This is a genomic window from Algibacter sp. (genome assembly GCF_049667265.1).
Lineage (GTDB): Bacteria > Bacteroidota > Bacteroidia > Flavobacteriales > Flavobacteriaceae > Algibacter_B.
On record NZ_JBATHX010000435.1, the window covers coordinates 1 to 13,677 of the forward strand.

At 33.7% G+C, this 13,677-nt stretch carries 6 protein-coding genes and 1 pseudogene; all 7 read left to right on the forward strand.

Features of this window, described 5'->3' with window-relative positions:
* Positions 1-179: 179 nt before the first annotated feature.
* Positions 180-857, forward strand: coding sequence for a head GIN domain-containing protein (locus WBN21_RS15105; protein WP_424201725.1), 678 nt, complete (start codon positions 180-182; stop codon positions 855-857).
* A gap of 188 nt (positions 858-1,045) precedes the next feature.
* Entirely contained in the window at positions 1,046-3,859 is a 2,814-nt protein-coding gene (locus tag WBN21_RS15110) for a triple tyrosine motif-containing protein (RefSeq protein ID WP_424201727.1), read from the forward strand.
* 232 nt (positions 3,860-4,091) lie between these two features.
* Positions 4,092-7,232, forward strand: coding sequence for a SusC/RagA family TonB-linked outer membrane protein (locus WBN21_RS15115; RefSeq protein ID WP_424201729.1), 3,141 nt, complete (start codon positions 4,092-4,094; stop codon positions 7,230-7,232).
* Positions 7,233-7,251: 19 nt separating this feature from the next.
* Positions 7,252-8,754, forward strand: a complete 1,503-nt coding sequence (locus WBN21_RS15120; protein WP_424201731.1) for a RagB/SusD family nutrient uptake outer membrane protein — start codon at positions 7,252-7,254, stop codon at positions 8,752-8,754.
* An 18-nt stretch (positions 8,755-8,772) separates the two neighbouring features.
* Positions 8,773-10,758 carry a PKD domain-containing protein gene (locus tag WBN21_RS15125; protein ID WP_424201733.1) on the forward strand — a complete coding sequence of 662 codons (1,986 nt, stop codon included), beginning with the start codon at positions 8,773-8,775 and terminating at the stop codon, positions 10,756-10,758.
* Positions 10,759-10,860: 102 nt separating this feature from the next.
* Positions 10,861-12,534: a family 16 glycosylhydrolase gene (locus WBN21_RS15130; protein ID WP_424201735.1), complete on the forward strand. Its 1,674-nt coding sequence runs from the start codon at positions 10,861-10,863 to the stop codon at positions 12,532-12,534.
* Positions 12,535-12,656: 122 nt separating this feature from the next.
* A pseudogene (locus tag WBN21_RS15135) lies at positions 12,657-13,677 on the forward strand (hypothetical protein); the annotation flags it as partial.

Consider the following 13,677-nt stretch of genomic DNA (forward strand, 5'->3'; position numbering starts at 1 on the left):
ATCCAATTATAACTCTAGTTTTTATTGAAAAAACAAAGCATATTAACAAGTTACAACCAAGTTCATTTTCTATACTCTAAAAGCGTAGCGGTCTTTTTCTATAATTATAAAGTTTTCATAAAGTAAATAGTAAATGGAATAAATCTTGATAGTTTTGCGTTGAATAAAAAACAACATCAATGAAAACAATCATAAAAGTAATTGTTCTATTTATAACTACAGTTTGTTTAGCCCAAGACCCCATAGAAAAAACGATTGGCGAGTTTAGTGAATTAAAAGTTTACGATTTAATTGAAGTAGAACTCATTAAATCTGATAAGGATGCCATTGTTATTGAAGGAAAAAATGCAGACGACGTTGTTGTTATAAGCAAAAACGGAACTCTAAAAATTAAAATGAAAATAGAAGAAGCTTTTGATGGTAGCAACACTAAAGTAAAATTATATTATACAAATATTGATGTAATTGATGTTAACGAAGGTGCTCAAGTACATTCAAAAGATACCATCAAACAATTTGAAATTGATTTAAACGGACAAGAAGGCGGTAAAATAAACCTCAATGTTGATGTAAACTATCTTAATGTAAAATCCGTAACGGGAGCCGATATTGTAGCTTCAGGCATTGCTAAAAAACAAGATATTACCATTTATACAGGAGGCGATTACGACGGAAAACTATTAAAAACAGAGGTTACCGAAGTGTCAATTAATGCTGCAGGCGAAGCTTATGTAAACGCATCAAAAAAGGTTATTGCAAAAGTTAAAGCTGGGGGCGATATTTTCATTTACGGCAATCCAGAACAGATAGACGAAAGCAAAATATTAGGAGGCCGAATCAAAAAAATGGATGATTAGTTTTTAGTTTTATGTCGTCCATAAAGGGTTAGTTTACAGATTTTAATACACAAAACCAGAATATTATTCATTCTGGTTTATGTTTATGCTGCTAATTAGTTCGGAACTAAAACCAAACAATAACTATACTACTTCCTGTTTATCCCTTATTTTTATTACCTTAGTACCTTAACAAAAAATAAAATGTTGTGAAAAACATAAATTTTTTAGTTTTGCTATTTTTACTTGGGTTTATTTTTTCTGCTAAAACTCAGGAGCGACCACCAATTAATATTTTTCATCCTGAAGACTATAACGGCGAGGCACAAAACTGGTCTATTTCTCAATCTGATGAGGGATTTATTTATATCGCAAACAGTAAGGGTTTATTAGAATACAACGGATCTAAATGGAGCTTATATGAATCTCCAAACCAAACGAATCTCCGTTCGGTTCAAGTCATTGATAATTTAATTTATACGGGTAATTATCAAGATTTTGGATATTGGGAAAAAAACAATTTTGGGGTTTTAAACTACACATCGCTATCTAAAGAATTGAATTTAGAATTATTAGAAGATGAGGAGTTTTGGAATATTTTTTCTTTGGATAATTCCATATTGTTTCAATCGCTAGACCGAATTCATATTTATAATAAATTAACAAAGGCTTATAGTGTTGTTAATTCTAAAACTAAAATGTCCAGGTTATTTAAGGAAGGGGCAAATTTTTATTTTCAAAGTTTAAATAATGGACTATATAAAATTGAGAATGGTGCGGGTGTACTAATTTCTGATAACGACATTATTAAAAACAATGTTATTGTTAGCGTTTTTAGGAGCAAGGCAAAAACTTTAATACTTACTCAAGATAATGGTTTTTTTGAATTACTAAATAATGAATTGACCCATTGGGATATTCCAGCTAATTCAATTTTAGATAAAACAAGTGTATTTAGTAGTATTCAACTTTATGATAAGAGTTTTGTTCTTGGTACAATTTCAGATGGCTTGATTCATCTTACCTCCAACGGGGAAGTTAATTACAGAATTAATCAATCTAATGGGTTAAGTAATAATACGGTTTTAGCATTACATGAAGATGTTGATTATAACTTATGGCTGGGATTAGACAATGGGGTTAATTGTATAAATATTAAATCGCCTTATCATATCTACTATGATGAAAACGGAATGATTGGTAGTGTTTATGCTTCTAAAGTGTTTAATAATTTTTTGTATTTAGGTACAAATCAAGGCTTATTTTATAAACCTTTAAAAAGCAATGAAAAAGTAAAATTTATTGAAGGAACACAAGGGCAAGTTTGGAGTTTACAAGTGATTGATAACACACTTTTTTGCGGGCACAATTCAGGAACCTTCATAATTCAGGATAATAAATCAAGAAAAATTTCAAATATCCTTGGTACATGGCAAATAAAGCCCATTGAAAACCATAACAATTTATTAATTCAAGGAAACTATAGCGGACTAAATATTCTAGAGAAAACAAATGGGAATTGGGAATTTAAAAACAAAATTGAAGGTTTTGATTTTTCAACAAGATTTTTCGAGTTTTTAAATAATGAAGAAATTTACTTGGTTCATGAATTTAAAGGCGCCTTTAAGCTAAAGCTAGATAAAGAATTTAGTCGTGTTTTAGAGTTTACTCAGGACACATTAATGGATATTAAATCAAATTCCAGTTTGTTTAAGCACCACGGAGATTTGCTGTTTTCAAGTAAAAATGGTGTTTTTAAGTTTGATAAGAGTATTAATAAATTTAATAAAGACACGTTGTTGAGTGAATTGATTGAAAAGGAAAATTTTATTTCTGGTATTGTAGCCTCAGAGCCAATTACAAACACTTTATGGAGCTTCAATTCCAAAGGAATTAATTATAGTTCAGCATCAAAACTTAGCGGTAATATTAAAATCAATAACATCCATTTTCCAGAAGAGGTAAGAAAAGATGTTCTTGATTATGAAAGTGTATCGCATTTATATGATGAGAAATTTTTATTTGGTTCCACTACCGGATACATTGTCCTTGATTTAGATAACATTGTTAATCAAGATCATAAAATTAATATTAATCAAATTGCGGTAAGTGATTTAAAGGACAATAATTCGTTTAAATTAGTAGATATTACCACAAAACCCGATTTTAAGAACCAGGAAAATAATTTGCAATTTTCTTATAGTATTTCATCGTTTTCAAAAATACAAAAACCAGAATATCAATATAAACTTGAAGGCATATATGAAGGTTGGAGCGATTGGTCCACAGATGGTACTGTTTTGTTTGAAAACTTGCCGCATGGAAAATACACATTTAGTGTAAGAGGGAAAGTAGGTAATGTTATCACTTTAAATACAGAGTCTTATCTTTTTGTAATTAGCAATCCTTGGTATCTTTCAAATCTTGCAATTGGAATTGCTGTTTTTTTGCTATTGCTTTTTTCATTAATAACACATAACATTTATAAACGCCATTATAGAAAACAACAGGAACGTTTGCTACAACAAAAAACAAGAGAATTTGACCTTAAAGAATTAGAAAATAAGCAGCAATTAATGCGTTTTAAAAATGATAAGCTAAGGGAGAATATTGAAAATAAAAACAGAGAATTGGGTATTTCAACCATGAATCTTATCAAGAAAAATGAGTTTTTAAATTCCATTAAAAAAGAACTTGAAGGTACTGAAGGTGACAAAGGCTTAAACAAGGTAATCAAAATAATAGATAAGAACCTGAGCAACACAGATGATTGGAACTTATTTCAAGAAGCGTTTAACAATGCTGATAAAGATTTTCTAAAGAAAATTAAAAGTCTTCACCCAAGTTTAACATCGAATGATCTGCGTTTGTGTGCGTATTTGCGATTAAATTTATCCTCAAAAGAAATTGCACCACTACTAAATATTTCTTCAAGAAGTGTTGAGGTTAAGCGCTACAGGTTAAGAAAGAAAATGGATTTAGCTCGTGAATCTAGCCTGTCCAACTATATTTTAGAAATATAATTTCCACTACAGCATTTTTTTTACCTATACAATACCACAACATTGGGTGTTTTTTAGTGTTTTAATATTTTTTATTACCACATGTAATTTGATAATAAAAGCCTATAATTATTAGGTTTTTGATATTTTTTAGCGCCTTTTTTTATCATGTATATTTTTTGTTGGGGTGTTTTTTGTTAATAATTCCTTAATGCTTACTTAAATTTACTAAAAACTTAAACGAACAAATTTTATGAGACACACGCTATTACTAGTTTCGGCTTTATTCTTTATGTCCTTCGCGAGTGCGCAGAGTTTAGATATAAGCGGAAATGTTCAGGATGAAACAGGGTTTCCTATTCCTGGAGCGAACATTATTGTTAAGAACACCTCTAAAGGTGCGGTTACCGATTTTGATGGTAACTTTAGCTTAACAGGAATTGAGAAAGGTTCTACTATTACCGTTAGTTACATTGGATATGTAACAAAGGAAGTGGTGGTTACAAACAACAACAAACTAACTATCCAATTACAAGAAGATTTAGCACAGCTAGATGAAGTCGTTGTAATTGGTTATGGTACGCAGAAAGTTACAAATGTTTCTGGTGCTATTTCTACTATTAAAGCAGAAACCATTGAAAATTTAAAACCTACAAGGGTTGAAGAGGCTTTACAGGGTAGTGCTTCAGGTGTTTCTGTAATTCAAAGTGGATCACCAGGAAGCAAACCAACAGTATTAATTCGTGGTATACCTTCCTTTTCAGGAGAGGCTCCGGTAGTTATTATTGATGGTGTGCCGCAATCTTTGGATGATTTAAACTCTATAAGTTCAGCTGATATCGAATCCCTTAATATTTTAAAAGATGCTGCTTCAACGGCAATTTATGGTGTTAAAGGTGGTAACGGTGTTATTGTAGTTACAACTAAAGGAGGTAGAAAAAACCAAAAAGCAGAATTTAACTATAATACATATACTGGTTTTCAATCTGTAATTAGAAAAATAGGTTTATTAAATGCTTCAGAATATGCAACCATGGTAAATGAGGGTAGTACCGCTGCAGGTGACGGTTTAATTTTCCCTAATATTTCTGGTTTAGGAGAAGGTACAGATTGGCAAGATGAAGTTTTTAAGGACGCTAGTTTAAGTTCTCATACATTATCCGCTAGAGGTGGATCTGAAAACATAGGCTACTTTTTATCAACTGGTTTCTTACGTCAAGGCGGTGTTGTTGGTGGCGATGATAAATCAAATTTTAATAGAGTAAATTTTACTGCAAATTTAGATTTTCAATTATCTCCTAAAATGAAGTTTGTACTTAATACGAGTTATGCAAACATTAAAAGCAAAACAATTGCTGAAAACTCATTCAACTCTATATTGGGTAATGCAATAAATTTTGACCCAACGGTTTCGCCTTATAATAATGATGTTAACGATTTTGCAACTTATGGTTATAGTAATTTATTATTATCTGAAATTTTTAATCCAGTTCAAAGGTTAGCTGATACTTATAATGAAAACAATGGTGATAAATTATATGGTAAATTTGAGATCCAATATGATATTTTGGATAACCTTAAACTTACATCTCGATTAGGATATACAAAATGGGATAATGTTCGTAAAACATTTTCTCCTTTGGCTTATTATGGACCTAACAATGTATCTAGTCAGTATTTACCAGACGGTACAGTACCTATGCAAACAGTAGATAATGGAGACGGTACAACAAGCATAATTCCAACGTATAACAATAGTGTTTCAGAAGTAGAAGAATCTAATTTTAGTTATACGTTTGAAACTTATGCGAGTTATAATTTTAGCTTAAACGAAAAACACAATTTTGACATTGTTTTAGGTGTTTCTAGAAGTAAATCTACTGGTGATGAAATTGGAACAACTAGACAAGATGTGAGAGACAACTCTTGGGCTTGGGCAGATATTAGTGCCGCTACAGGGGTTAATACAGAGTTAAACACCAATGCCTATACTGGTTATAGTTATCAAGATTTAGAACGTAGAAATATGTCTTATTTTAGTAGAATTAACTACGATTTTGAAAACAAATATTTAGCATCTTTTTCTGCCAGACGCGACGGCTCGATTGCATTTGGTGCCGATAATAAATTTGCAAATTTCTATGCAGGGTCTTTAGGTTGGGTTGTTTCTAGCGAAGATTTTTTCGATTCAGAATCTATTAATTTCTTGAAAATTAGAGGAAGTTATGGTACTGTAGGAAATGAAAATGTAGATCCGCAATATGTAAGCATTACTGTTGGCGGACCAAGTTATAATTCTACAGCAAATAGTAATGGCTATACTTTTGGATCCGAGTTTGTTTCAGGAGCTACAGTAAATTCATTTAGTAATCCTACATTAAGCTGGGAGGAGCAAACACAATATAACATAGGTTTTGATGCCACGCTTTTCAATAGTTTATCAATAACTGCTGATTATTTTAATAAATCTGTTGAAGGTTTGTTATTTACAGATGCACCACCGCTTTATGCAGGTACCTCTGAGCCTGTAAAATCTAATATTGGTAGTACAGAAAGTAAGGGTATTGATTTAACTTTGGGTTATAGAACAAATGGCGATGGTTTAAAATTTAATACGTCATTAACATTTACAACATCTAAAAACTTAGTAACTGAAACAAATACAGATGGTACAGCATTTGTTTCAGGAGGTTCTTATTTTAATGGTCAAGCACATGATGCTACACGATTTGAAAAAGGCTTTACTCCAGGGTATTTTTATGGATTTGAAACCAATGGGTTATTTCAAAACCAAGATGAAGTTGATGACCACGCAACCCAGGCTGGGGCGCAACCAGGTGATATACGATTTGTAGATACTAATGAAGATGGGATTATAAATGATGAAGACAAAACGCAAATTGGAGACCCATTTCCAGAATTTACGATGGGTTGGAATTTAGGATTTGACTATAAAAATTTCGACTTAAGCATGTTTACTTATGCTTCTGTTGGTAATGATGTTTTTAGAGCTTATGAGCGTAATGCATTATATACTAATAAGGATAGAAGTATTTTGAACAGATGGACAGGGGAAGGAACCACTAACGACGCGAGCAATCCACGTTATACTTTTGCAGACACAAATAGTAATATTAGACCGTCTGACAGATATATAGAAGATGGTAGTTTTATTAAAATTAAAAGTTTAATTTTAGGTTACACATTGCCTGATAGTTCTAGTAAGTTTTTTAGTAAGGTTCGTATTTATGGTCAGGCCAAAAATTTATTGACGCTTACTGAATATACTGGTCTAGATCCTGAAATATCTGGAGGTATTTTAGATACAGGTATAGATAGAGGGTCTTATCCACAGGCAAGAACATTTTTAATTGGTTTAGACCTTAAATTTTAACATCCAAAAAAATATCAATATGAAAAATATAAAAAATAGTATTGGGTTAATTATGATACTTTCAATCTTTGTTGGTTGTTCAGATGTTGTTGATTTCGACCCGCATGACGAGTATGCTGTAACAGAATTAGATTATCTACAAACAGCAGCAGATTATCAAACAATGGCTGTTAGTTGTTACACACCATCACAATGGTTAAACGGCGTAATGGTTCTTGGAGATATTGCATCAGATAACGCCGTTGCAGGAGGTGAAAACGCTTCCGATGTGCTGACTTTACAAAACATAGATGATTTTGATTATCAACTTTTAGCAAACAATAGCACGCTTGAAGATTTATGGAAATCGGCTTATGAAGGTGTTAATAGAACAAATTATCTTTTAAAATATAAAGATGTTAACCTTTTAGGAAACACAGTAGATTTTGATGGTAAGGACGAGCTATTTGGTGAAATTCGTTTTTTAAGAGCGTATTACTATTTTACCCTTACAAAAATGTTTGGTGACGTGGTATTGTTTACTGATGGTAAATTAGGTATTTCAGATTTTGGAACCTTACAAAGAGCGCCTCAAGCGGATGTGTATGCTCAAATAGAAACTGATTTAACTGCGGCTATTAGTGTGTTGCCTTTAAGCCAAGGTCAGCAAGGGCGTATTACAAGATATGCTGCTCAAGCCTTATTGGGAAAAGTGTATCTATATCAAGAAAAATTTGATTTAGCAGCACCTATGTTAGAAAAAGTAGTAAATGGTCCTTTTAGTTTAATATCAGATTATGATAGTATCTTTTTATTAGAAAATGAAAATGGTACAGAATCTGTTTATGAAGTGCAATATTCTAATGGTTCACCATATTATAATTGGGGAGGACAAACAAGAGGCCAAGGAAATTACGCCGTTCAACAATGTGGTGTAAGAGGTTTTAGTGGTTCAGCCGATATGCCTTATAACCCAGGTTGGAGTACAAATTTACCAACCCAAGATTTAGCAGCAGCTTTTGAAGATGGCGATCAAAGAAAAGACGCTACGTGTTTTGATGTGGCAGCATATGCAGCCGCAAATCCAAGTCTTAATGTTACTTTTCAAGTAGCGCCTTTTAAAAATACCGATTTGTATAACAAAAAGTATTTACCAAGAAAAGGACAAACTAGTGGGCAAGTTGAATTGAACTATGAAAACAACCAACGTATAATCCGTTATGCGGATGTATTGTTAATGGCTGCTGAAGCTAATTTAAGAGGAACGTCAGGTAGTGCCTCTAAAGCACAAACTTATTTAGATAGAGTAAGAGATAGAGCCTTTGGTGATGAAGATCACAGAGTAACAGCTACAGTCGATGCTATTTGGGAAGAAAGAAGATTAGAATTAGGCATGGAAGGCGATCGTTTTTTCGATTTAGTGAGAACTGGACGTGCAGCCGCAGTTTTGGGTAGTGGATATAGTACAGCTACTAAAGGATTGTTTGCAATTCCTCAAAGAGAGATTAATATTTCTGGTTTAACCCAAAACGATGGCTATTAAAAAACAAAAAAATAAATTATGAAAACATTAAAATATATTTTTAGTACACTCTTAATTATAGCTCTGGTTTGGAGTTGTGAGGAAGATAAGTTCGGCGAAACCGACTTTGTTAATAGTATTACTTTACCAACAAATATTGCTGCTGGAGTAAATGTTGTTCCTGATAATTCAGGGCTTACTTATATAACTCCAACAGGTGAAGGAGCAGTAACTTATGTTGTTGATTTTGGTGATGGGTCTGAACCATCTGAATTATTAGCGCCAGGAGAATATGCAGAGCATGTATATGTTGAAGGTACTTATGAGGCTACTATTACAGCCACAAACCTTAATGGTAAATCTGCTACAGGTAAACAAACGGTAGTTGTATCGTTCAGAGCACCTGAAAATATTGCAATTACTACAGAAATTGATGGTGCAAATCCGTTTTTATTGAATGTATCTGCAACTGCAGATTTTGCATCTAGTTTTTTAGTATACTTTGATACGTCTAACCCAGATGAGGTTGGAACACCTTTAGAGATAGGCGGAACAGTAAGCAATGTGTACGCTGGTGTTGGTGATTATACAATAAAAGTGGTGGCCTTAAGTGGTGGTGCTGAAACTAGTGAGTTGGAACAGATGGTAACCATTTCGGCTCCTGTAGTTTTCCCAATTGATTTTGAAGTTTTTGATGCTTCTGTATTTATAGGATTTGGTGGTGCTTCAGCTGCAATAATTGATAATCCAGATACAGACGGAAATGCATCTGCAAAAGTAGGTGAAATTGTAAAAGGTGGTCCAGAGGTATGGGCAGGTAATGTCATTACCATGTCTTCACCTATAGATTTTGGTCTTAAAAAAGCAATGAAAATGAATGTTTGGTCTCCAAGACCAGGTGGAAAACTGATATTAAAAATTGAAAACCTGGCTGATGCTAGTATTAATATTGAAAAAGAAGTTACTTTAAACGGCAATAGTAGTTGGGAAGAGGTTGTTTTTGATTTATCAGATATTGATGAAACACAATCATATCAAAAATTAGTATTCTTTTTTGATTTTGGTGTTGTAGGTACTGGTGGTGCAGATTGGACATTCTATGTAGATAATATTAATCAAACCATAATATCAAGTGGCGCAACAGGTTTACCTGGTCAATGGGTAATGGCTCCAGAAGGTGGTTCTTTAGGAGTAGGCCCTACTTCGGGTAGCATAGAATGGTGGAATTGTGATGCTGATTGCGTGCCTATAAGAGCATGTTATTATGATGATATTTATGTTTTTGGTGCAGACGGATCGTTCCAAAATGTTTTAGGAGCAGATACTTGGACTGAAGGATGGCAAGGCGGAGGAGATTCTTGTGGAACTCCAATAGCACCACATGATGGATCAAACCCAGCAACATATACTTACGATGAAGGCGCTGGAACAGTTACTTTAAATGGTCTTGGTTCATTTATAGGTATACCGAAAGCCGTTAATGGCGCAGAATTAACCAGTCCTACAGGTGCTCCTGCTTCAGTTACTTATAATATTGAATTTTTAGATGATGACACGATATCTGTTAGTATAGATTCTGGTGGCGCATTTTGGAATTATAAATTAATTAGAGCTGGTGCGGTAACAACCCCTTTAACCGGAACTTGGCAAATAGCTAGTGAAGGCGGCGCTTTGGGCGTAGGTCCAACTGTTGGCGATGTAAGCTGGTGGGATTGTAATGCAGCTTGCGTAACTAGTAGAGCATGTTATTATGATGATTTATATGTCTTTGGTACAGATGGATCATTCCAAAATGTTTTAGGAACCGAATCTTGGATTGAAGGATGGCAAGGTGGAGGAGATTCTTGCGGAACTCCTGTAGCACCTCATGATGGTTCAATCCCTGCAACTTATTCTTATGATAGCGGTGCAGGCACATTTACACTTAACGGTAAAGGATCTTATATTGGATTGCCAAAAGCAGTAAATGGCGCAGAACTTACTGATCCAAATGCGGCACCTGATGCTATTGTATACAATGTGTAGTTTATTGACAGCAACACAATAAACGTCAATATAAATGTTTATGGAAGTGGTGGAACTGTGTTTTGGCAATATAAGCTTGTAAAAATCTAAAAAAATTAAAATATGAAAAACATAAAATATTATATCGGATTATTTTTGGCGCTAGCGCTAGTAAGCACGAGCTGTCAAGAAGATGATGCCGTAATTGGCGACATCATTACCCCAACCAATGTAACTATATCAGCTGAAATTGTTGGCGTAGATGCTGATAACCCTTTCGGAGATGGTAGTGGATTTGTAAACTTTACAGCTACTGCTGATAATGAAATAACGTACCAATTTGATTTTGGTGATGGTAAAGAAGCTGTTGCACCTACTGGTGAAATACAACATAGATTTACAGTTACTGGAACAAACACATATACTGTTGTTGTTAATGCTGTTGGTACTGGTGGTGTTATGTCAAGCACGTCTATGAATGTAGAAGTATTTAGTTCATTCTCTGATCTTGAAGCTGTTGAAATGATGGCGGGAAAAACAATTGGAGGTACTAAAACTTGGTATTGGGCTTCTAATTTGGCAACCCATGTAGGCTTAGGTCCTTATGAAGATGATTATGGAAGCGGTGAGTTTGCATGGCCAGCTTGGTGGAATAGTATCCAACCTTGGGATGAGGAAAAATCATGTATGTACACAAACGAATTTGTATTTACAAGATTAGAAGAAGGTCTTACTTTCGAACAAACTGTTGGTCCTGCTTTTGTACCAGGAACGTACGCTGGTGTTATTGGAGTTGATGGTGATACTTGCCATGATGAATCGGTAGCTACAACTATGTTTGGTCTTAAAAACGTATCATTTTTCCCATCTTCATCAAAAGCTGCTTTAGAGGGTTCTTACAATGATGCGCCTTATAGAGGAACATCTTTTGAAATTTCTGATGGTGGATTTATGGGATGGTATGCAGGTGCAAGTTCTTATGATATTATATCGGTTACCGACGATCAACTTTATGTTAGATATGTTGAAGCTGGTAACGTTAATGTGTGGTACCAATTGTTTACTTCTACTAAACCTACGGAAGGCGAATCAGTATTTGAATCTGAATACAATACTTTAGCATGGTCTGATGAGTTTGATACAGCAGGCGCACCAGATGCAGCTAGTTGGACCTATGATTTAGGCGCTGGTGGCTGGGGTAATGGTGAGATTCAATCTTACACAAGTGACGCTAGTAACGTTATTGTAGAAGATGGAATGCTTAAAATTACAGCCATAAAAGATGGTACTAATTACACATCTACAAGATTAAAATCAATTGATTTATACGAGTTTAAATATGGTCGTGTTGAGGTAAGTGCTAAACTTCCTGGAGCGCAAGGCACATGGCCTGCTATTTGGATGTTAGGTGCTAATTATCCAGAAGTGGGATGGCCAACTTGTGGTGAAATTGATATTATGGAGCAAACAGGTTGGGACAAAGGCACATCACTAGGAACATTCCACTGGTTTGATACAGGTACTAGTGGCAATGCAAGTTACGGAGAGACATTATCAATTGAGAATGCCTCATCAGAATTCCATTTATATGGTTTAGAGTGGACTCCAGAAAAATTAACTGTTTTATTGGACAATGTAGCCGTAGTCTCAATGGGTAATAATGCAGATTTACCATTTTTTGATAAAGAATTCTTTTTGATTTTGAATATTGCTATGGGTGGTACTTTAGGAGGAGATATTGACCCAGCATTTACACAAGACACTATGGAAATTGATTATGTAAGAGTATATCAATAAAAAGTATTGTTTTGTTTTAATAAAATAAAAAGGGTCGGTATTGCTTATATAACCGACCTTTTTTAACTTTTAGTTTGAAAAATTGATTTTTATAGAATACCGATTAAATAAAATTTGAATTGATGAGTAATACCAACAACCAAAATATTAACACCGAGGTTATTTCTGAAATGATATCGCTTAACGGTGAAACCTATTTTAAAATTTCTAATTGCGATAAAATGCGCCCGTTTTTTATGAGTATAGTTAGTGATTCGAATCACTGGATGTTCATATCTAGTAATGGCGGATTAACTGCAGGAAGAAAAAATGCAGAATTCGCTTTGTTTCCTTATTATACCGACGATAAACTTACAGAGCTTGCTGATACAACAGGAAGTAAAGCTATTTTTCAAGTAAACGTAAATGGAAAAGCACACCTTTGGGAACCATTTTCAATTCGACAAACCGGTATTTATAATACACAAACAAACCTATACAAGAACGTTTATGGTAATAAAGTGGTTTTTGAAGAAAGCAATCTTGACTTAGGATTAACTTTTAGGTATGAATGGAATTCAAGTAATAAATTCGGTTTTGTAAAAAAATCAACATTAATAAATAATTCTGACAGCACGCTTAGTATTAAGGTTTTAGACGGGTTACAAAACATTATTCCTAATAACGTAAATTCAGATTTACAAAGTAGTAGAAGTAACCTTGTTGATGCTTACAAAAAAAGTGAGTTACAAAAGGATTCTGGCTTAGGCGTTTACGCATTAAGCGCTGTAATTGTTGATAAAGCAGAACCTAGCGAAGCATTAAAAGCAAATACGGTTTGGTCTAACGGGTTTGATAATCCAACACATTTATTGTCATCAATACAGCTTGATAATTTTAGACGAGGTTTGGATATTCACGAAGAAGTTGATGTTAAAGCAGAAAAAGGGGCTTACTTTATTTCTACAGATATTGAATTAGCACCAAAATCAGAAAAAAATTGGCTCTTTGTAGCTAATGTGAATCAGTCTATTTCAGACATTGTTCAGGTTTCTGAAATTATTAAGAAAGAAAAAAATGTTTCAGATTTAGTTCAAAATGATATCGATTTAGGAACAAAAAATCTTATTAAAATAACTGGAAATGCAGATGGTTTACAACTTA

Bases quoted from the DNA above. Each gene is read 5' to 3' on its own strand.
- WBN21_RS15105 (WP_424201725.1), top strand. From the start codon at position 180: ATGAAAACAATCATAAAAGTAATTGTTCTATTTATAACTACAGTTTGT.
- WBN21_RS15115 (WP_424201729.1), top strand. From the start codon at position 4,092: ATGAGACACACGCTATTACTAGTTTCGGCTTTATTCTTTATGTCCTTC.
- WBN21_RS15120 (WP_424201731.1), top strand. From the start codon at position 7,252: ATGAAAAATATAAAAAATAGTATTGGGTTAATTATGATACTTTCAATC.
- WBN21_RS15125 (WP_424201733.1), top strand. From the start codon at position 8,773: ATGAAAACATTAAAATATATTTTTAGTACACTCTTAATTATAGCTCTG.
- WBN21_RS15130 (WP_424201735.1), top strand. From the start codon at position 10,861: ATGAAAAACATAAAATATTATATCGGATTATTTTTGGCGCTAGCGCTA.